A 20,169-nucleotide genomic window follows, 5' to 3' on the forward strand; every position below is an offset into this window, starting at 1 on the left:
TCTCTCGGCCGATATGTCGGTAGTTGCAGTCTCGCGGGCGAGAGTGCTACAGCGGCTTGTAGCCCGCGTGCAGGGCGACGATCCCACCGGTCAGGTTGCGCCACCGCACCGCCGACCATCCCGCCGCTGAAATTTGGTGCGCCAGTGTGGGCTGGTCGGGCCAGGCCCTGATCGACTCGGCCAGGTAGACGTAGGCGTCGGGGTTGGAAGACACCGCGCGCGCCACCCGCGGCAGCGCCCGCATCAGGTATTCCTTGTAAGCGGTGGCGAACAGCGCGTTGGTGGGCGTGGAGAATTCGCACACCACCAACCGGCCGCCCGGGCGGGTGACGCGGAACATCTCCCGCAGCGCCGCCCGGTGGTCGACCACGTTGCGCAACCCGAAACTGATGGTGACGGCGTCGAAGACCGCGTCGCCGAACGGCAGCCGGGTGGCGTCGCCGGCCACCTTGGGAACCTTGCGGCCCGCGCCCGCCGCGAGCATGCCGGCGGAAAAGTCGGCGGCCACACACCAGGCCCCGGATTTCGACAGCTCCACGGTCGACACCGCCGTGCCCGCGGCCAGGTCGAGGACCTTCTGGCCCACCCCGATCCTCAGCGCCGCGCGGGTGGCCCGCCGCCAGTACCGGTCCTGGCCCAGCGACAGCACCGTGTTGGTCAGGTCGTAACGGCGGGCTACCCCGTCGAACATCGACGCGACGTCGCGGGGGTTCTTGTCCAGCGCCGCGCGACTCACGGCGTCGACGCTACCTGCCGCTCAGGCGGCGGCGGCCCCGCGCCCGCCCAGCACCGCCTCATAGTGCCCGAGCAACTCGTCGCAGATGACCGGCCAGCTGCGGCGCAGCACGCTGCGCCGGGCGGCCGGCGCGTAGCGGTGCCGCTCGGCGAGCAGGTGCGCGACGGCGGCGGGCAGCCGCGCCTCGAATTCGTCGACACCCAGCAGCAGCCCGGTGCGGCACGGGGCGACCAGGTCGCGCGGGCCGCCGGCGTCGGGGGCGATGACCGGCAGGCCCGACGCCAGCGCCTCCTGCACGACTTGGCAAAACGTTTCGTGCTCACCGGGATGCACGAAGACGTCCATGCTGGCGTAGGCCGCGGCGAGCCGCGGGCCGTAGAGCGCGCCGGTGAAAACCGCTGAGGGCATGGCGGATTGCAACTTGGCCCGCGCGACGCCGTCGCCGACGATGACCAGTTGCACCGAATCGTCGGCGCCCACCGCGGCCAGCCGCTCGACGTGCTTCTCCGGCGCGAGCCGGCCCACGAACCCGACGATCGGCTTGCCGAACGGCGACCACCGCCGCCGCAGCTCCTCGCTGCGCGCCGACGGCGCGAACTGCAGCACGTCCACCCCGCGCGCCCACCGGTGCAGCCGCGGGAAGCGCTGGGCGGCAAGCGATTCCATGGTCGCGGTGGATGGCACCAGGGTCCGGTCGGCGAGGCCGTGCAGGTGGCGAAACCAGGCCCACGCCGCCCGTGCCGTCATCGGAATGCCGTAGCTCGCCGCGAAACCGGGCACGTCGGTCTGATAGACCGCGACCGCCGGCACGCCCAGGCGGCGCGCCGCCAGCACCCCGCCGTAACCGAGCAGCGCCGGCGACGCCAGGTGCACCACGTGCGGATCGAACCCGCGCAGCACGCCGAGCATCCGCGGCATCGGCACCCCCAGCGGCAGCGTGGTCACCTTGGGAAACATCCGCGACGGCGCGCGGTGCACGCGGATGCCGTCGTGAATCCGGTCCGCCCGGGGCATGCCCCGCGGGTTGTCGGGGGCGATGACGAGGGCCTCGTGACCCGTTCGGCGCAGATGCTCGAGGACGCGCAGCACCGAGTTGCTGACACCGTTGACGTTCGGGAGGAAGGATTCGGCGACGATGGCAACGCGCACGACGCCAGCATGCCGACTTCGGTTGTCGGGCAGGTTGCCTACGGGCGTATCCCGCGCGAAATCTGCTGGTCCCGGCGGTCCAGCGACCGTTCCAGCAGCGCCAGCCCGGCCAGGGCGGCCGCCGCGACCAGCCACGCGGCCACCGCGATGGACCCCGCCGGAATGATCGCCAGCCCGGCGTTTCGGTGCTGCACCCGAACCAGGTTTGGATCCTTCTTGTTGTATTCGACGTAGATTCGCATGCCGGTCGCCAACTGCGACGGATACAGCACGCCGAGCTCGGGTCGGTAGGTGACGCGCTCGGGCGTGACGAACTCGATGGTCGAGCGCCGCGGCCCGGCGCTGAGCACCTCGGCCTGCGCCACGCCCATGTTGCGCTGGATCGCCAGGTCGTCGCGCCACGCGCCGGCCACCAGCAGCACCGACTGCAGCGTGACCAGGGCGGTCAGGACCAACACAGCGATGCGCAACCACCGCAACACGATCCGGCCGCGGGTCGTCGGCGGCTTGTCGGTTCGACCGTGAATAAGTACGTGCAACAAGACCTTTGGTGAAATCAAAGGGCCGCCTTGATGGCGGCGTGCAGCTGTCGCAGCGAGGAGCGGTCCGCCTTGACCTCCAGCACCCGCATGCCGGGGACGGGTTCGTCGAGGGCCGCGCTCAGCTCGTCGACCTCGATCTGCCGGCTCTCCACGTGATAGGCGCGGCACAGCGCGCCGACGTCGACGTCGTGCGGGGTGCCGAAGATCCGCGACGACACGTCGGAGAACCGGGGATCGCCCTGCTCGAGCAGCTCGAAGATGCCGCCGCCGTTGTCGTTGGACACCACGATCGTCAGCCGTTGCGGCGTCGGCTCGGTGGGCCCGATCAGCAGCCCCGAGCTGTCGTGCACGAAAGTCAGGTCGCCGATCAGCGCGACGGTGCGCCCGTCGTGCGCGCCCTCGAACGCCAGCGCCGCGCCGATCGCCGTCGACACGGTGCCGTCGATGCCGGCGACCCCGCGGTTGGACCGGACTGTGATCTGTCCGCGATGCCTCGCGGACCCGAGGCCCACCAGCGCCGCGTCGCGGACCGGGTTGGACGCCCCGAGCACCAGCTGGTCCCCCGGGCGCAACGCGTCGGCCACGGCCGCGGCGACGTGCAGCCCGGTGGTCAACGGGTGCGCCCCGAGCTGGGTGCGCACCGCGTCGTTGGCGTGCCGGTTCATCTCCGCGCAGCGGTGCAGCCATGCCGGCTGCGGCTCCCCGGTGGTGACCGCCCGCGTGCCCGTGGCCTGCGAATTGCCCGAGACGTCGGGCCAGCGGGGCCCGGTGGTCAGCGCGTACACGGGCACCTGCGGGTCGGCCAGCAGCGCCGAAACCGGCCGGTGCAGCGTCGGGCGGCCGAGCATGATCACCTGCTTGGGGCGCAGCAGCCGCAGCGCCAGGGGGTGCAACGGGTTGGCCGGGGCGGGCGCGGTCGGCTCGGCGACGGTGGGCAGCCGCTCCAGGTTCGGGTGCGCTCCGGCGCCGTGCCCGGCGATGACGACCGTGTCGGGAGCCAGGTCGATTTCCAGCGGTTGATCGAACGTGACCGCGGGCGTGTACGTCCACGGCTTGCCGTCGGGCCGCCCGGGCGGGGCCGCGGCCGCGTGCGGTTCGGAATCCGGCACCAACGGCTCGCGCAGCGGGATGTCGAACTGCACCGGGCCGGCGTTGGCGGTGCGAGATCCCGTGGCGGCGGCCAACACCCGGCAGGTGGCCGAGCGCCAGGTGGCGTTGAATTCCGCCATCCGCTCGGGCGCGTCCTCGGCCAGGCCCAGGCTGATCGCGGCGCGCACCTGGGTGCCGAAATAGCCCAGCTGCTCCATGGTCTGGTTGGCGCCGGTGCCCAACAGTTCGTAGGGCCGGTTGGCCGACAGCACGATCAGCGGCACCCGCGCGTAGTTGGCCTCCACCACGGCCGGGCCGAGGTTGGCCACCGCGGTGCCCGACGTCATCGCCACGCACACCGGGGCGCCGGCGGCGATGGCCAGGCCGATGGCCAGGTACCCGGCGGTGCGCTCGTCGATGCGCACGTGCAGGCGGATCCGGCCGGACCGGTCGGCGTCGGCCAAAGCGAACGCCAGCGGCGCGTTCCGCGACCCGGGGCACAGCACCACGTCGCGGACGCCGCCGCGGACCAGCTCGTCGACGACGACGCGGGCCTGGGTCGTCGAGGGATTCACTCCTACAGGGTGTCATAACCCGCGAAACCGACGCCGAGCGTGGAGTTGTTGGCTCGAACCGCCGGGATTTTCGCGCAAACAGGTCGACGTCGGGGCCCGGGTTAGGCCTTGACGCCGGCGAAGAACTGCAGGGCCGCGGAGTTGACGGCCTGCGGGCGCTCCAAAAACCCGAGGTGGCCGGCGTCGGGTATCTGCAGGTAGCGGCCGTTGGGCATGGCGTCGGCGACCTCGCGTCCCAGGTAGGGCGGCGTTACCACGTCGTCGGCGAAGCCCATCACCAGCACCGGCGCGGCGATGCTGCGGTAGGCCGGCAGCCGGTTGGTCTGCGGGGAAACGTCCAGCTGGCAGCGCAGGCCCGGGGTCTGCTTGACCGGCCACGTGCAAAACATCGCGATCCAGTCCGCGACCGCCGCGTCGTCGTTGATCGTCTTGCGGGAGAAGCTTTCCAGCACACGGTTTCTCGCGTCCACGATGGACGGCAGCTGGATCCCGGAGGAGTAAAGCTCAACCTCGGCGTCGTAGAAGAACTTGCGGGCGCGGTCCAGGCGGCCGCGGGTGGCCATCAGCACCGCGGAGGAGACCAGTTCGGGCCGGGCCACCATGAGTTCCTGCGCGATGTAGGCACCCATGGACACCCCGACGAGCCGCGCGGGGGCGGCACCCAGCGACTCGATCAGCGCGGCGGTGTCGGCGACCATGGTCTGCGTCGTGAACCCCTCGGCGTTTTCCGTGGCGCCGATCCCGCGGTTGTCGAAGGTGATGGCCCGGTACCCGGCGGCCAGGAAAGCCGGCACCTGATGGGGGTGCCAGGTGCGGCCCGCGCCGCCGCGGCCGGCGATGAAAACGACGGGCTCGCCGGACCCGCGGTCGTCGTAAGCCAGGTTGATCACCCGCACGACGGTACAAGTAGCGGATAGCAGGCCTTGACCCGGTCGATCCACCACTGCCGCCGCCCCGGCGGCGCGGCCAGCGCCCGCAACCGCGCGGGGTCGGGTGTCACCCGGCCCACCGGCAGGTAGCCGTCGACGGGGACGGCGGCGTCGGCGACGTCTTCGGTGAACAGCCCACCGGTGCCCAGGCCGCAGGCGTGGGGCAGTTGCGGCAGGGCCGCCGCGGCGGTGAGACCGGCGGCGATGCCGACCGCCGAGTCCAGCGCACTCGAGACCACGACGGGGATGTCGATCCGGGCGGCGATGGCGAGCAGGGCCGAAACCCCGCCCAGCGGAGCGACTTTCAGCACCGCGACGTCGGCGGCCCGGTCGCGGACCACGGCGAGCGGGTCGTCGGCCTTGCGGATGCTTTCGTCGGCGGCGATCGGCACGTCGACCCGTGCGCGCAGCGCGGCGAGCTCGGGCACGGTCGCGCAGGGCTGCTCGAGGTATTCCAGCGGGCCGTCGGCGGTCAGCGCGGCCGCCGCCCGCTCCGCCTGCTCGACGCTCCAGCCGCCGTTGGCGTCCACGCGCACGGTTTCGACCAGCTCGCGCACCGCGTTGACCCGCTCGACGTCCTCGGCCAGCGTCTGGCCGGGCTCGGCGACCTTCACCTTGGCCGTGCCGGCCCCCGGAAATCGCGACAGCACCTCGGCGACCTCGGCGGCGGGGACGGCCGGCACGGTCGCGTTGATCGGCACGCGGTCGCGGCGCACCGGCGGCGGCGGCCGGTATGCGCCCTCGATGGCCGAGGCCAGCCAGTGCGCGGCCTCCTGCGGGCCGTATTCGACGAACGCGCCGAACTCGCCCCAGCCCGCCGGGCCCTCGATCAACGCGAGCTCGCGGGTGGTGATGCCGCGAAAGCGCACCCGCATCGGCAGCGCCACCACGTGCAGGCGGCCCACCAGGTCCTCGAGCGACGGCCTCACCGCGGGTACACCCGGCGGCCCGCGAAAAACGTCGCACGGGCGTCGCGCACGGTCACCGGCCCGATGTCGACGATCCGGCCGGCGGCCGCGGCGAGCGCCTCGGCGGTGGGCCGCGCGTCGCGGACGGTCAGCACGGTTCCGGCGACGACGAGATCGGCGGCGGCCATAGGCACGGATGCTAGTGGCCGAGGGCGCGACCGACCCGAATTGCAACACGTTCTAGTCTTGCCCACATGAGTGACCAGCAGCTGCGCAACCCGACCCATAACGGCCACATGTTGGTGGGCGCGCTCAAGCGCCACAGGAACAAGCCGGTGCTCTTCCTCGGCGACACCACGCTGACCGGCGGCCAGATGGCCGACAAGATCAGCCAGTACATCCAGGCGTTCGAGGCGCTGGGCGCCGGCACCGGCGTGGCCGTGGGCCTGCTGTCGCTGAATCGCCCCGAGGTGCTGATGATCATCGGCGCCGGACAGACCCAGGGCTACCGGCGCACCGCGCTGCATCCACTCGGCTCGCTGGACGACCACGCCTACGTGCTCTCCGACGCCGGCATCAGCTCGCTGATCATCGACCCCAACCCGATGTTCGTCGAGCGCGCGCTGGCGTTGCTGGAAAAGGTGCCCTCGCTCAAGCAGATCCTGACCATCGGCCCGGTGCCGCAAGCGCTCAACGGTGTGGCCGTGGATTTGTCGGCCGAGGCGGACAAGTACGAGCCGCAGCCGCTGACCGCCAAGGACCTGCCGCCCGATCAGGTCATCGGCCTGACCTACACCGGCGGTACCACCGGCAAGCCCAAGGGCGTCATGGGCACCGCGCAGTCGATTTCGACGATGACGATGATCCAACTCGCGGAGTGGGAGTGGCCGGAGGAGCCGCGGTTCTTGATGATCACGCCGCTGTCCCACGCCGGGGCGGCGTATTTCCTGCCGACCCTGGTCAAGGGCGGCCAGATGTACGTGCTGCCCAAGTTCGATCCCGCCGAGGTCCTGAAAACCATTGAGGAGAAGCGGATCACGGCCACGTTCGTGGTGCCCTCGATGCTGTACGCGCTGATGGACCATCCGGACTCGCGCACCCGGGACCTGTCGTCGCTGGAGACCGTCTATTACGGGGCGTCGGCGATCAACCCGGTGCGCCTGGCCGAGGCGATCAGCCGGTTCGGCAAGATCTTCGCGCAGAACTACGGGCAGTCCGAGGCGCCGATGGCCATCACCTACCTGGCCAAGGGCGACCACGACGAGAAGCGGCTGACCTCGTGCGGGCGCCCGACGCTGTTCGCGCGCGTGGCCCTGCTCGGCGAGGACGGGCAGCCGGTGCCGCAGGGCGAGCCGGGCGAGATCTGCGTCGGCGGGCCGCTGCTGGCGGGGGGCTACTGGAACCTCCCCGAGGCCACGGCCGAAACGTTCAAGGACGGCTGGCTGCACACCGGCGACATGGCCCGCGAGGACGACGACGGCTTCTACTACATCGTCGACCGGGTCAAGGACATGATCGTCACCGGCGGCTTCAACGTGTTCCCCCGCGAGGTCGAGGACGTGGTCGCCGAGCACCCGGCCGTCGCGCAGGTGTGCGTGGTCGGGGCGCCGGACGACAAATGGGGCGAGGCCGTCACCGCCGTGGTGGTGCTGCGCGCCGACGCGCCCCGCGACGACGCCGCGATCGAGGCGATGACCGCCGAGATCCAGGCCGCGGTCAAGGAACGCAAGGGGTCGGTGCAGTCGCCCAAGCGGGTGGTGATCGTCGACTCGCTGCCGTTGACCGGGCTGGGCAAGCCGGACAAGAAGACCGTCCGGGCGCGGTTCTGGGAGGGCGCCGGCCGGGCCGTCGGCTAGGCCCTCGGCGGCTAGGGTGAGGCGCATGGCCAGTGGCAAATACGTCAAGCCGCCCTGGTGGCTGAAGCCGGCGAACAAGGTTTTCATCCGGATGTCGCGGCTTGGCCTCAGCTTCGGCGGTGAAAGCCCCGTCGTGCTGACGGTCCGGGGACGCAAGTCCGGACGTGAGCGCTCGACGCCGGTGACGCCGATGACGGTGGACGGCAAACGGTATGTGGTGGGCGGGTTTCCGGGCGCGGATTGGATCCGTAACGTCCGCGCCGCCGACTCCGTGACGCTGGCCCGCGGCCGGCACTCCGAGCGAGTACGGATGGTGGAACTGTCCGCCGAAGCGGCGCGGCCGTTCCTGCGGGCCTTTCCCACCGAGGTGCCCACCGGCGTCGGCTTCATGAAACGCTCCGGGTTGGTCAAGGAGGGACGCCCCGAGGAGTTCGAGGCGCTGGCCGGTGTGTGTCCGGTCTTCCGGCTGGACCCGGCATAGGAGCCCAAAGGCCGTGAGCGACAACCCCTTTGATGCGCAGGCATGGCGGCCCGTCGACGGGTTCGACGACCTGACCGACATCACCTACCACCGCCACGTCGCCGACGCCACGGTGCGGGTGGCCTTCAACCGGCCCGAGGTGCGCAATGCCTTCCGGCCGCACACCGTCGACGAGCTCTACCGGGCGCTCGACCACGCCCGGATGTCGCCCGACGTGGGCGTGGTGCTGCTCACCGGCAACGGCCCCTCGCCGAAGGACGGCGGCTGGGCGTTCTGCTCCGGCGGTGACCAGCGGATCCGCGGGCGCTCGGGCTATCAGTACGCCAGCGGGGAGACCGCGGACACGATCGACGCCGCCCGCGCGGGCCGGCTGCACATCCTCGAGGTGCAGCGGCTGATCCGCTTCATGCCCAAGGTGGTCATCTGCCTGGTCAACGGGTGGGCCGCCGGCGGCGGCCACAGCCTGCACGTGGTCTGCGACCTCACGCTGGCCAGCCGCGAGCACGCGCGCTTCAAGCAGACCGACGCCGACGTCGGCAGCTTCGACGGCGGCTACGGCAGCGCGTACCTGGCCCGCCAGGTGGGCCAGAAGTTCGCCCGCGAGATCTTCTTCCTGGGCCGCGCCTACACCGCCGAGCAGATGCACCGCATGGGCGCGGTCAACGAGGTCGTCGACCACGCCGACCTGGAACGCGTCGGCGTAGCGTGGGCGGCCGCGATCAACGCCAAATCGCCTCAGGCGCAACGGATGCTGAAGTTCGCGTTCAACCTGCTCGACGATGGGCTGGTGGGCCAGCAGCTGTTCGCCGGCGAGGCCACCCGGCTGGCGTACATGACCGACGAGGCCGTCGAGGGCCGCGACGCGTTCCTGGAAAAGCGCGACCCTGACTGGAGCCCGTTCCCGCGCTACTTCTAGGCCACGCGAGCGTGACCCCGGTCTCCCCGCCGGCCCGCCTACACTCGCCCCCTGTGAGCAAGAGTCCGCTGCGCAGGTTCACCGACCAGCTCGTCCTGGCGACCATGCGACCCCCCATCTCGCCGCAGATCCTGGTCAACCGGCCCGCGATCAAGCCGGTCAACCTCGACGGCAAGCGGATCCTGCTGACCGGGGCGTCGTCGGGCATCGGCGAGGCCGGCGCCGAACGGCTGGCCCGCGAGGGCGCGACGGTGGTCGTCGTCGCCCGCCGCGGCGACCTGCTCGAGGCGCTGGTGGACCGCGTCACCAAGGCCGGCGGCGCCGCCATCGCGATCCCCTGCGACATCTCGGACCTCGACGCCGTCGACGCGCTGGTCGCCGACGTCGACAAGCGGCTCGGCGGCGTCGACATCCTGGTCAACAACGCGGGCCGGTCCATCCGCCGGCCGCTGGCCGAGTCGCTGGAACGCTGGCACGACGTCGAGCGGACCATGGTGCTCAACTACTACGCGCCGCTGCGGCTGATCCGCGGGCTCGCACCCGGGATGCTCGAGCGCGGCGACGGCCACATCATCAACGTCTCCACGTGGGGCGTGCTGTCGGAGGCCTCGCCGCTGTTTTCCGTCTACAACGCGTCGAAGGCCGCGCTGTCGACGGTCAGCCGGGTCGTCGAAACCGAGTGGGGCCGCAATGGTGTGCACTCGACGACGCTGTATTACCCGCTGGTGGCCACGCCGATGATCGCGCCGACGAAGGCCTACGAGGGGGTGCCCGCGCTGACGTCGGAAGAGGCCGCCGAGTGGATGCTCACCGCGGCCCGCACCCGACCGGTGCGGATCGCACCGCGGATGGCGATCGCGGCCAAGGCGCTGGACACGTTCGGCCCACGCTGGGTCAACACGCTCATGCAGCGCCAGAGCATCCAGCCGGCGCGCTAGAGACGTGATAGACACGAGCTATGGAGATCCTGGCCAGCCGGATGCTGCTCCGGCCGGCGGACTATCAGCGGTCGCTGAGCTTCTACCGCGACGAGATCGGGCTGGCGATAGCCCGCGAGTACGGCGCCGGCACGGTGTTCTTCGCGGGGCAGTCTTTGCTGGAGCTGGCCGGTTACGGCTCCCCGGACCATTCGCGGGGACCCTTTCCCGGTGCGCTGTGGCTTCAGGTCCGCGACATCGAGGCGACCCAGGCCGAGTTGCGCGGCCGGGGGGTGTCGATCGCCCGCGAAGCGCGCCGCGAATCGTGGGGGTTGCGTGAGATGCACGTCACGGATCCGGACGGGATCACGCTGATTTTCGTCGAGGTTCCCGGCGATCATCCCCTGCGCCGCGACACCCGCGGCGACCAAGGGAACATCCGGTGAACTACGAGCTAACATCAAACGACAAGTCAAGGTACACCTGCGTCTCCGCCGCCTGTCCGTTCGACAATTGAATCCTCCGACTACGAGAATCGGGCCTTGTGAACATCGATTTGTTCCTCTTGATCGTTGTCGTAATCACGGCGCTCGCTTTCGATTTCACAAACGGCTTCCATGACACCGGCAACGCGATGGCGACGTCCATCGCCAGCGGCGCGCTGGCGCCGAAGGCGGCCGTCGCCCTGTCGGCGGTGCTCAATCTGGTGGGCGCGTTCATGTCCACCGCGGTCGCGGCCACCATCGCCAAAGGTCTGATCGACGGCCATATCGTGACGCTCGACCTGGTGTTCGCCGGCCTGGTCGGCGGCATCGTCTGGAACCTGCTGACGTGGTTCCTCGGCATCCCGTCGAGCTCGTCGCACGCGCTGATCGGCGGCATCGTCGGCGCCACGATCGCCGCCGTGGGCGGGCACGGCGTCATCTGGAAGGGCGTGGTGTCCAAGGCGATCATCCCGGCGGTCGTCTCGGCGATCCTCGCCATCGCGGTCGGGGCGATGGCGACCTGGCTGGTCTACCGGATCACCCGCGGTGTGTCGGCCAAGCACACCGAGGCCGGGTTCCGCTACGGCCAGTGGGGCTCGGCGTCACTGGTTTCGCTGGCCCACGGCACCAACGACGCGCAGAAGACGATGGGCGTCATCTTCCTGGCGCTGATGTCCTACGGCGCGGTCAGCCACACCGCCGCCACGCCGCCGCTCTGGGTCATCGTCTGCTGCGCCCTGGCCATGGCGTCGGGAACCTACCTGGGCGGTTGGCGGATCATCCGCACGCTGGGCAAGGGGCTGGTCGAGATCAGGTCGCCGCAGGGCATGGCCGCCGAATCGTCCTCGGCCGCTGTCATTTTGCTGTCCGCCCATTTCGGCTACGCGCTTTCCACGACGCAGGTGTGCACCGGGTCCGTGCTGGGCAGCGGCCTGGGCAAGCCGGGCGGCGAGGTGCGCTGGGGCGTGGCCGGCCGGATGGCGGTCGCGTGGCTGGTGACGCTCCCGTTGGCCGGTTCGGTCGGGGCGATCACGTACTGGATCGTGCACTTCATCGGCGGATACCTCGGCGCGATCATCGGATTCGGGCTGCTGGTCGCGGTGGCCGCGGCCATCTACATCCGGTCGCGCAAGGTCAAGGTCGACCACAAGAACGTCAACGCCGAGTGGGAGGGCAGCCTGACCGCCGGTCTCGGCGGGACGGACGAAAAGCCCGAACCGCCGGCGCATCCCGGGCCCACGGTGAGGATCCCGGCGCCATCCCGAACCGCCTCCAACGGCCCGACAGTCAGCGCGGCGAACCGATCGTGAACCACTTCGGCGACTGGTTCAATTACGAAGCCTCCCTGAAGATCCTGGTCTTCAGCATGCTGGTCGGCGGCGCGTTGCCGGGCCTGTTCGCGCTGGGTCTGCGGTTGCACGCCGTCGGCGGCGGACACACCGGCAACAACGGCGGCCCTGCGCAGAAGAACCCGGTGCTGCTGGTCATCGCCTGGGCGATCTACGCGCTGGTGCTCGCGGTGATCGTCCTCGCGCTGCTGTACATTTCCCGCGACTTCGTCGCGCACCAGCTGGGCCAGGCCTTTTTAGGGGCCAAGCCTAAGTAGGATCGAATGGTCGTACGGCCCCTCGCGCGGAGAGATACAAGGTGAACCGATTCCTCAGTTCGGTTGTCTCGTGGTTGCGCGCGGGATATCCGGACGGCATCCCGGCGACCGACACCTTCGCGGTGCTTGCCCTGCTGACCCGCCGGCTGAGCAACGACGAGGTCGTGGCCGTGGCCCACGAACTCACGCAGCGCGGCGATTTCGACGACATCGACATCGGTGTGGCGATCACCCAGATCACCGACGAGCTGCCGTCGCCGGTCGACGTCGAGCGCGTCCGGACCCGGTTGGCCGCCAAGGGTTGGCCGCTTGACGAGCCTCGCGACGACGGAGCGCGCCCATAGCCATCCTGCGTGCGCTCAGCGTCCCGGCAGGCTCCGCCGTCCCCGTGCTGCTGCCGGCCCTCGAGCGGGTGCTGGACGGCCGCGAACCCGCGCTGGTCGCGGTGCCTCCGGGTGACGACGGCGCGTCGCGCGCCCTGCGAGTGGGCGAACCGGTAGACGACGACGTGGCCCTGGTGGCGCCGACGTCCGGAACCACCGGTGCCCCCAAGGGCGCCCTGCTGACCGCCGCCGCCCTGACCGCCAGCGCGACGGCCACCCACCGTCGCCTCGGCGGCCCCGGCGCGTGGCTCCTGGCCTTGCCGCCCCACCACATCGCAGGTATTCAGGTGCTGGTGCGCAGCGTGCTCGCCGGCACCGCGCCCGTCGAGCTCGACGTGTCGAAGGGATTTGACGTCGCCGAATTGCCCGGTGCGGCAACGCGATTGGGGTCCGGCCGGCGATACACGTCGCTGGTCGCCGCCCAGCTCGCCAAGGCGCTCACCGACCCCGCGGCCACGGCCGCGCTGGCCGACCTGGATGCGGTGCTGCTCGGCGGCGGGCCGGCGCCGAGACCGGTCCTCGACGCGGCCGCCGCGGCGGGCATCGCCGTGGTCCGCACCTACGGGATGAGCGAGACCGCGGGCGGGTGCGTGTACGACGGTGTCCCGCTGGACGGTGTGGCGCTGCGGGTGACGGCCGGCGGTCGCATCCTCATCGGCGGCGCGACGCTGGCCAAGGGCTACCGCAACCCCGTCGACCCCGACCCGTTCGCCGAGCCCGGCTGGTTCCGCACCGAGGACCTGGGCGCCCTCGGCGAGGCGGGCGTGCTGACCGTGCTCGGCCGCGCCGACGACGCGATCAGCACGGGCGGGTTGACGGTGCTGCCGCAGCCGGTCGAGGCCGCGCTGTGCACCCATCCCGCGGTGGCCGACTGCGCGGTGTTCGGTCTCGCCGACGACCGGCTGGGCCAGCGGGTGGCCGCCGCGATCGTGGTGCGCGAGGGCAGCGAAGCACCGACGGTCGAAGCGCTACGGGCCCATGTGACGAGCACCTTGGAGGCCACGGCCGCGCCGCGCGAGCTGCATGTCGTCGACGCGCTGCCGCGCCGCGGCATCGGCAAGCTCGACCGGGCGGCGCTGGCGCGCCGGTTCGAACAATAGGCTTGTCGATCGTGAAGATCGCGCGACGGGAGCTGGCGGCCGTCGCGGTCGGGGTCGTGCTGGTGGCGGCGGCGTTCGTGCTGCCGCGCCTGCACTGGGGCGTCAGGCCGCGGCTCGACGTCGGCCCCGAGCGGTTCGCCACGCACGCCGGCGCCGCGCCGATCTTCGGGGCGTGGGAGATCCACGCCAGCTGGGGAACGGGGCCGGCCATTCTGATTGCCTTGGCCGCGGTGGTGTGGGGTCCGACTGTCGCGCAACGTCTTTCGTGGCGAACGCTCGCGCTGGGCACCTGGGCCACCGCCTGCGGGTGGGCGTTTGCGCTGGCGATGATCGACGGCTGGCAGCGCGGTTTCGCCGGGCGGCTGACCACACGCGACGAGTACCTGTCGCAGGTTCCCACCATCACGGACATCCCGGGCACGCTGCGTGGGTTCGCGGGCCGGATCGTCGACTACCAACCCGACTCGTGGGTCACCCACGTCTCGGGACATCCGCCGGGCGCGCTGTTGACGTTCGTGTGGCTGGACCGGATCGGGCTGCACGGCGGCGCCTGGGCCGGCCTGCTGTGCCTGCTGGCCGGCTCCAGCGCCGCCGCGGCCGTGGTGATCGCCGTGCGCGCGCTCGCCGACGAGCAGACCGCGCGCCGCGCGGCACCGTTCCTCGCCGTCGCACCGACGGCGGTGTGGGTGGCGGTCTCGGCCGACGGCTATTTCGCGGGTGTGGCGGCGTGGGGCCTGGCGCTGCTGGCCGTGGCGGTGCACCGCCCCGTTCGCTACCCGGCGCCGATCGCGGCCGGGGCGGGCCTGCTGCTGGGCTGGAGCGTTTTCTGCAGCTACGGCCTGATCCTGCTGGGGCTGCCCGCACTGGCGGTGCTGGTCTCGGCCTCCGACTGGCGCGCGGTCCTGCGCGCGCTCGGCCCGGCGGCGTTGGCATCGCTGTCGGTGGCGGTGGCCTTCGCCGTCGCGGGGTTCTACTGGTTCGATGGCTATGCCCTTGTGCAGCAACGGTATTGGCAGGGCATCGCCAAGGAACGGCCGTTCGGGTACTGGAGCTGGGCCAACCTGGCCTGCGTGGCGTGCGCGATCGGGTTGGGCAGCGTCGCCGGCATCGGCCGGGTCTTCGACCGGGCGGCCATCCGACGCCGCTCCGGCTTCTACCTGGTGCTGCTGGCGATGCTGGGCGCAATCGTCTGCGCCGACTTGAGCATGTTGAGCAAGGCCGAGGTGGAACGGATTTGGCTGCCGTTCACCGTCTGGCTGACCGCGGCGCCCGCCCTGCTGCCGGTGCGTTCACATCGCTGGTGGCTGGCGGTCAACGCCGCTGGGGCGCTGCTCGTCAACACCGTCATGGTGACCAACTGGTAGACGAGTACCGCGAGTGACCGTGTCTGTACGGTGACACGCCGCAAAGTGCGTACCCGCGCGGTCGCTCGCGCCGGCGTCAGATCCCGGGATTCACAGCCCGGCCGCGCGGGTGACCCGTGCGAAGCGGCTGGCGGCCCCGCACGCGTCGCGCACCGCCGCGACGTCGTCGACGACGTCGACGTCGGCCAGGGCTTGCACGGATGCCACGTCAACGCCGCTGTCGCGCAACGCCTTCAACGTAAGCGCCCCGGTGTCGGGTTGAGACATCGGCACCGCGCGCAGGCATTCGGCCATCGCCGGCGATCCGACCCCGAGCGCCCACCACCCGCCGTCGTGGGCCAACCCGAGGATGGCCGGCGCGTCCAGCAACCGGCGCGCGCACTCGGCCAGCAGTTCGGCGCTGACCTGCGGGGTGTCCATCCCGATCTGCAGCACCGGATACGCGTCGGCCGCATCGGCGTGGGCGTTGGCGAGCCGGTCGGCGAACCCCTCGCCGCGCTGCGGGATCACCGCGAAAGACTCGAGTCTCGCCCGGATCTCGGCGGCGGACGCCGCCGCGTCGAGGTCGCCGGTGAGGGCCACCACCCGCGCCGCCACGGGCGCGGCGGCCACCGCGTCCAGCGTGTCCAGCAGCGCCGCGGCGGCGATGTCGGCGGCCACGCGGTCGCCGACCGCCGCCGCGAGCCGCGTCTTGGCCCGGCCGGGCTCGGGCGCCTTGGCGACCACCAGCAGGCCCACCGGCAACACGCTCACGAAATGACCTTCCAGAAGTCCAGGACGGCGGTGACGCTGCCCCGCAGCGACCCGCTGACCTTCGACTTGCCGCCGGTGCGGGGGCCGTAGCTGACGTCGAGCTCGACCACCCGCCAGCCGGCCGCCGCCGCCCGGACCAACAGCTCCAGCGGGTAGCCCGATCGGCGGTCGGCCACGCCGAGGTTCAGCAGCGCCTCCCGGCGCGCGACCCGCATCGGCGCGATGTCGTGCACCGGCAGGCCGTGGCGGGTGCGCAGCCGCCAGCTCATCACCACGGTGCCCACCCGCGCCACCCACGGCCAGTGCAGGCCGGGCACCGGTCGGCGGCGGCCGATCACCAGATCGGCGCCGTCGTCGAGCGCGGCAACCAGCCGGGGCAGGTCGCCGGGGTCCATCGAGCCGTCGGCGTCGATGACCGCGACGATCGGCGTCGTCGCGGCGACCACGCCGGCGTGCACCGCCGACCCGTAGCCGGGCCGCGGTTCGCTGACCACCCGGGCGCCGTGCCGGATCGCCACGGACGCGGTGTCATCGGTGCTGTTGTTGTCCACCACCAGCGATCGGTAACCGGCCGGGACGGCCCCCAGCACCGCCGGCAGCGACTCTTCCTCGTTGAGGCACGGCAGCACCACCGTGACGGAATCTCCGGCCATGCCCACCGAGATTAGGGGCAAAGCCACGCGATTTGGCGCTCATCGAAAGTTCTGAACGGGACATGAGGGACGAATGTGGCGCATGTGTACAGTATTTGGCTACAAACGTTGCAGTGTGCAACGAAAAGCCATTTCCCGGCGCTTAATCGGTCGTAGCATTTTTTTCGGATTACCCGCTTCTCGTCGCGCACCGGTGGCCTGGACGACCGCCGATAGGAACGGGTAGGAGGTCGACATGGTCACTTTCCCGATGCTCCCTCCGGAGATCAATTCGTTGCTGATGTTCAGCGGTGCGGGATCTGCGCCGATGCTGCAGGCCGCGGCGGCCTGGAACGGCTTGGCCGACGAGTTGGCGGCGGCGGCGGGCTCGTTTGCCTCGGTGACTTCCGGGCTGGCGGGGCAGGCCTGGCAGGGTCCGGCCTCGGCGGCGATGACCGCCGCGGCCACCCCCTATGCGGGGTGGCTCAGCGCCGCGTCGGCGCAGGCCGCGGGCGCGGCCGGGCAGGCCCAGGTGGTGGCCGGCGCGTTCGAGGCCGCCCGGCGGGCGACCGTCCACCCGCTGGCGGTGGAAGTCAACCGCAACGCGTTCGTGCAACTGGTGCGCTCGAACTTCCTCGGCCTGGCCGGACCGGCCATCGCCGAGGCCGAGGCCCAATACGAAGAGATGTGGGCCGCCGACGTCTCGGCGATGACCGGCTACCAGGCCGCCGCCGTCTCGGCGGCCGCGCAGCTGAACCCGTTCGCGCAGCTGCTGCAGAACCTGCCCAACATCGGCGTCGGCAACAAGGGCGGCACCGGCAACATCGGCAACGGCAACACCGGCGCCGCCAACGTCGGCAGCGGAAACATCGGCGGCGGCAACATCGGCGGCGGCAACATCGGAGACAACAACGTCGGCTCCGGGAACAACGGCAGCAACAACTTCGGCTCCGGGAACATCGGCAAGGGGAACATCGGCTTCGGGAATCTCAGCCTCACGGGCGGGAACAACGTGGGCATGGGTAACTCGGGCAACAGCAACTGGGGTCTGGGAAACCTCGGCAACGGAAATTACGGCGGCGGCAACAACGGCAACGCAAACATCGGCGGGGGCAACACCGGCAACAACAACATCGGGTTCGGCCTGACCGGCAACAACGAGATCGGCATCGGAAACACGTACTACAACACCGCAACCGGTCAGTTCAACTTCGGTGGGCTGAACTCCGGCAGCGGCAACATCGGCATCGGAAACTCGGGCACCAACAACATCGGGTTCTTCAACTCCGGTGTCGGCAACGTCGGCTTGTTCAGCACCGGCACCAACGTCCTCATGCCGGGCCACCTCAACAGCTTCGGCATCGGAAACTCGGGCATCGGCGACATCGGCATGGGCAATGCGGGGCCGGGCGACTTCGGCTTCGGGAACGCGGGCCAGCTGGACACCGGTTGGGGAAATGCGGGCAGCTTCAACACCGGTTTCGGGAACGCGGGCGGCTTGAACACGGGCTTCGGGAACGGGGGCACGCTGAACACCGGGTGGGGCAACTCGGGCAACGTAAACACGGGGGCGTGGAACTCGGGCAACGCGAACACCGGCTTCGGGTCGGCCACCGATACCGGAGCTCTCAACTCGGGCTTCGGCAACACCGGCCTCAACAACTCGGGGTTCTTCAACCAGCCCAGCGGCCCCAACGCCGGCAATGTCTCGGGCTTCTTCAACAAGTCCGGCGGCGGTACCGCAATCAACGGCAGCATCTCGGGCTTCTTCAACACCGGCGTTCCCGGCACCATCTTTGGCCCCGGCAGCAGCGGCAGCGTCTCCGGCTTGTTGAACACCGGGAGCTTCATCTCGGGCGTGTTCAGCATCGAGCAACTGGTGGCCCCGCGGTAATAGCCGACCCGTTCAACGCGTCGTACCGCTGACAACGCGGATCAGAATCCCGGCAGGTGCCCCGGCTTCGGGGCCTGTTGCGTGGGCTGCGCCGGCTTGGGGGCCACCGTCTGCTGCTGCGTGGGCGGCTTCGGCGCCACCGTCTGCTGGGTCGGCTTCGGCGCCTGCGTGGTCACCGGCGCCTGCGTGGTCACCGGCGCCTGCGTGGTCACCGGCGCCTGCGTGGTCACCGGCGCCTGCGTGGTGATCGGCGCCTGCGTCGTCGTCACCGGCGCCTGCGTCGTCGTCACCGGCGCCTCCGTGGTGGTCGGCGCCTGCGTGGTGGTCGGCGCCTGGGTCGTGGTCGGCGCCTGGGTCGTGGTCGGCGCCTGCGTCGTGGTCGGCGGGGTCGTGGTCGGCGTGGGCGGTGTCGTCGTTGGCGTGGTCACCGTAGGCGTCGACGGCGTCGGCGGCGCCGTGGGCGGCGTATACGGCGGCTGGTACGGCGGGTGCCAGCCCGGGAACGGAACGATGATCGGCACCGGGATCGGCACGCCCGGGTTCGGGTTGGGCACGAAGCCGGGCGTTCCCGGTGTCTCCGGCCCGACCGGCGCGGGGGCGACCGGCGGGATCCCGCCCCCGCCCGTGGCCGGGATGACGCCGCCCTGGAACCCGGCGTAGGGCGCCTCGGGCGGCGGCGGCGGCACCGGCGCCTGCTGCTGCGTCGGCAGCAGCGGCATGAACTTGCCGGGGGCGGCGTTCTGATGGCCGACCACAGGCTGCGCGCTGGCGGTCGGCCGCACGGCGATGGCCACCGCCGCCGCCAGCGACGCGAATCCGATGACGGCGAAGGCGATCACGGCGTTGCCGAGCACCAGGGACCGTCGGCTCAGCGGCATCCGGGTGGTCGCGGCGACGTCCTCGTCAAGATCGTATTCACCGTATTCCGAACCGAATTCGTCCGCACCGAAGGGCTCGCCCTCGTCCGCCATCGAGTAAGCCAGCTGCTGTTCGGCACCGGCGGGATCGGGCGCGGGGGCGAACGCGGTCTCGTCCCCGGTGCGGCGCGCCGCCGGGGCCATCGCCGTCGCGTCGCCGGTGAGCGCCGGCGCCATCGCGGTCGCGTCCCCGGCCGCGGCCCCGAGCGCCGCGGTGGCCGCGGCGGCCAGCGCCGCGCCGCGCGCCAGCGCAAAGGTCGGGTCGTCGGGAATCTCCACCCGCATGGTCGACGCGTCGCGAAGCTGGTCTGCGACCCTGCCCAGGTTCGACGACGCGCCAACGAGATACACGTCCTGCGGGGCGCCGGGCTGGTCGCCCAACCGGGCCATCATCGTGTCCAACGCGGCGGTGGCTTCGGGTTCCGAACCGCCCGCGAGGGGCTGTTGGGCCAGCATCGTCGGCGCCGCGTCGTCGCCCGCCGAACCGACCACCGACAGCGTCGCCGTCTCGTCGTCGACCACCAGGACACCGCCGGTCCGACCCGCCGCGCGCATCAGCGCCGTCACCGCCGCCGACTCCGAGAGCACCGCCACGTTGTGCACGCCGGAATCCTCCAGCGCCCGGCGGAGTTGGTCGGCCTTCTGGGCGTCGGGCCAGCAGAGCCGGGTGGCGACGAGCCGATGGTTCTCGTCGGCCAGCAGCCGGTTGGTCCCGACCACGGTCTCGGTCAGGGTGCCGATCGGGTTGCCGCCCAGTTCGACGGCGGACTGGTCGATCACGTCCGCGCCCGATCCGACGAGCGCCAATCGGGCAACGGGACCCGCGACCGCGACCCCCAAAACGACGTCCATCCGGGCTCTCCTTCGGCCTGGCTACCCCACAACCAGCATGTTCCGGCATCATTACACTGCGATACCGTCGGGGCGACCATGTTTC

General features: G+C 71.1%; 20 protein-coding genes and 1 pseudogene. 11 read left to right on the forward strand and 10 right to left on the reverse strand.

The features are described 5' to 3' along the window. Positions 1-46 precede the first annotated feature (46 nt). The 7 genes and pseudogenes from BST11_RS00755 to BST11_RS28325 form a co-directional block, all read right to left on the reverse strand. Complete coding sequence (locus tag BST11_RS00755) at positions 47-736, reverse strand: demethylmenaquinone methyltransferase (protein ID WP_083136117.1); 690 nt, start codon at positions 734-736, stop codon at positions 47-49. 21 nt (positions 737-757) lie between these two features. Next, complete coding sequence (locus BST11_RS00760) at positions 758-1,885, reverse strand: glycosyltransferase family 4 protein (RefSeq protein WP_083136118.1); 1,128 nt, start codon at positions 1,883-1,885, stop codon at positions 758-760. Between the two features lie 38 nt (positions 1,886-1,923). Further along, positions 1,924-2,445, reverse strand: a complete 522-nt coding sequence (locus tag BST11_RS00765; RefSeq protein WP_083136119.1) for a DUF3592 domain-containing protein — start codon at positions 2,443-2,445, stop codon at positions 1,924-1,926. After that, complete coding sequence (gene menD, locus BST11_RS00770) at positions 2,442-4,091, reverse strand: 2-succinyl-5-enolpyruvyl-6-hydroxy-3-cyclohexene-1-carboxylic-acid synthase (RefSeq protein ID WP_083136120.1); 1,650 nt, start codon at positions 4,089-4,091, stop codon at positions 2,442-2,444. The genes BST11_RS00765 and menD overlap by 4 nt, the downstream gene beginning before the upstream one ends. 101 nt (positions 4,092-4,192) lie before the next feature. Continuing rightward, entirely contained in the window at positions 4,193-4,981 is a 789-nt protein-coding gene (locus tag BST11_RS00775; RefSeq protein ID WP_083136225.1) for an alpha/beta fold hydrolase, read from the reverse strand. Beyond that, positions 4,978-5,949: an o-succinylbenzoate synthase gene (locus tag BST11_RS00780; protein WP_083136121.1), complete on the reverse strand. Its 972-nt coding sequence runs from the start codon at positions 5,947-5,949 to the stop codon at positions 4,978-4,980. The genes BST11_RS00775 and BST11_RS00780 overlap by 4 nt, the downstream gene beginning before the upstream one ends. Positions 5,950-6,008: 59 nt before the next feature. Next, a pseudogene (locus BST11_RS28325) lies at positions 6,009-6,116 on the reverse strand (hypothetical protein); the annotation flags it as partial. Between the two features lie 66 nt (positions 6,117-6,182). Here BST11_RS28325 and fadD8 point away from each other — a divergent pair. The 10 genes from fadD8 (at position 6,183) to BST11_RS00830 (ending at position 15,036) form a co-directional block, all read left to right on the forward strand. Then, positions 6,183-7,784, forward strand: a complete 1,602-nt coding sequence (gene fadD8, locus BST11_RS00785) for a fatty-acid--CoA ligase FadD8 (RefSeq protein ID WP_083136122.1) — start codon at positions 6,183-6,185, stop codon at positions 7,782-7,784. A 25-nt stretch (positions 7,785-7,809) separates the two neighbouring features. Beyond that, complete coding sequence (locus BST11_RS00790; protein ID WP_083136123.1) at positions 7,810-8,265, forward strand: nitroreductase family deazaflavin-dependent oxidoreductase; 456 nt, start codon at positions 7,810-7,812, stop codon at positions 8,263-8,265. A 13-nt stretch (positions 8,266-8,278) separates the two neighbouring features. Next, complete coding sequence (locus BST11_RS00795) at positions 8,279-9,181, forward strand: 1,4-dihydroxy-2-naphthoyl-CoA synthase (RefSeq protein WP_083136124.1); 903 nt, start codon at positions 8,279-8,281, stop codon at positions 9,179-9,181. A gap of 53 nt (positions 9,182-9,234) precedes the next feature. Further along, positions 9,235-10,119 carry an SDR family oxidoreductase gene (locus BST11_RS00800; RefSeq protein WP_083136125.1) on the forward strand — a complete coding sequence of 295 codons (885 nt, stop codon included), beginning with the start codon at positions 9,235-9,237 and terminating at the stop codon, positions 10,117-10,119. A gap of 20 nt (positions 10,120-10,139) precedes the next feature. Continuing rightward, positions 10,140-10,544 carry a VOC family protein gene (locus BST11_RS00805; protein ID WP_068213679.1) on the forward strand — a complete coding sequence of 135 codons (405 nt, stop codon included), beginning with the start codon at positions 10,140-10,142 and terminating at the stop codon, positions 10,542-10,544. A gap of 98 nt (positions 10,545-10,642) precedes the next feature. Then, positions 10,643-11,893, forward strand: a complete 1,251-nt coding sequence (locus BST11_RS00810; protein ID WP_083136126.1) for an inorganic phosphate transporter — start codon at positions 10,643-10,645, stop codon at positions 11,891-11,893. Beyond that, complete coding sequence (locus BST11_RS00815) at positions 11,890-12,189, forward strand: hypothetical protein (protein WP_083136127.1); 300 nt, start codon at positions 11,890-11,892, stop codon at positions 12,187-12,189. The genes BST11_RS00810 and BST11_RS00815 overlap by 4 nt, the downstream gene beginning before the upstream one ends. Positions 12,190-12,230: 41 nt before the next feature. Further along, on the forward strand, positions 12,231-12,533 hold the full coding sequence (locus BST11_RS00820; protein ID WP_083136128.1) for a DUF3349 domain-containing protein: 303 nt from the start codon (positions 12,231-12,233) through the stop codon (positions 12,531-12,533). A gap of 68 nt (positions 12,534-12,601) precedes the next feature. Next, positions 12,602-13,672 (forward strand): o-succinylbenzoate--CoA ligase, encoded by a 1,071-nt coding sequence (gene menE, locus BST11_RS00825; protein ID WP_244897431.1) that lies wholly within the window; start codon positions 12,602-12,604, stop codon positions 13,670-13,672. A gap of 11 nt (positions 13,673-13,683) precedes the next feature. Then, complete coding sequence (locus tag BST11_RS00830) at positions 13,684-15,036, forward strand: hypothetical protein (protein ID WP_083136226.1); 1,353 nt, start codon at positions 13,684-13,686, stop codon at positions 15,034-15,036. 90 nt (positions 15,037-15,126) lie between these two features. Here BST11_RS00830 and BST11_RS00835 read toward each other — a convergent pair whose 3' ends face one another. After that, on the reverse strand, positions 15,127-15,789 hold the full coding sequence (locus BST11_RS00835) for a TIGR04282 family arsenosugar biosynthesis glycosyltransferase (protein WP_083136130.1): 663 nt from the start codon (positions 15,787-15,789) through the stop codon (positions 15,127-15,129). After that, on the reverse strand, positions 15,786-16,442 hold the full coding sequence (locus tag BST11_RS00840; protein ID WP_083136131.1) for a glycosyltransferase family 2 protein: 657 nt from the start codon (positions 16,440-16,442) through the stop codon (positions 15,786-15,788). Before BST11_RS00840 ends, BST11_RS00835 begins: the two co-directional genes overlap by 4 nt. A 235-nt stretch (positions 16,443-16,677) precedes the next feature. On the opposite strand from BST11_RS00840, the gene BST11_RS00845 reads away from it, so the two are divergent. Further along, entirely contained in the window at positions 16,678-18,315 is a 1,638-nt protein-coding gene (locus BST11_RS00845; protein ID WP_083136132.1) for a PPE family protein, read from the forward strand. A 41-nt stretch (positions 18,316-18,356) separates the two neighbouring features. Here BST11_RS00845 and BST11_RS00850 read toward each other — a convergent pair whose 3' ends face one another. Next, entirely contained in the window at positions 18,357-20,084 is a 1,728-nt protein-coding gene (locus BST11_RS00850) for a DUF7159 family protein (RefSeq protein ID WP_083136133.1), read from the reverse strand. Between the last annotated feature and the right edge of the window lie 85 nt (positions 20,085-20,169).

Origin of the sequence: Mycobacterium alsense (assembly GCF_002086635.1) — a bacterium.
In the GTDB taxonomy this organism is placed as follows: domain Bacteria; phylum Actinomycetota; class Actinomycetes; order Mycobacteriales; family Mycobacteriaceae; genus Mycobacterium; species Mycobacterium alsense.

Bases quoted from the DNA above. Each gene is read 5' to 3' on its own strand.
- fadD8 (WP_083136122.1), top strand. From the start codon at position 6,183: ATGAGTGACCAGCAGCTGCGCAACCCGACCCATAACGGCCACATGTTG.
- BST11_RS00790 (WP_083136123.1), top strand. From the start codon at position 7,810: ATGGCCAGTGGCAAATACGTCAAGCCGCCCTGGTGGCTGAAGCCGGCG.
- BST11_RS00805 (WP_068213679.1), top strand. From the start codon at position 10,140: ATGGAGATCCTGGCCAGCCGGATGCTGCTCCGGCCGGCGGACTATCAG.
- BST11_RS00840 (WP_083136131.1), bottom strand. From the start codon at position 16,442: ATGGCCGGAGATTCCGTCACGGTGGTGCTGCCGTGCCTCAACGAGGAA.
- BST11_RS00845 (WP_083136132.1), top strand. From the start codon at position 16,678: ATGGTCACTTTCCCGATGCTCCCTCCGGAGATCAATTCGTTGCTGATG.
- BST11_RS00850 (WP_083136133.1), bottom strand. From the start codon at position 20,084: ATGGACGTCGTTTTGGGGGTCGCGGTCGCGGGTCCCGTTGCCCGATTG.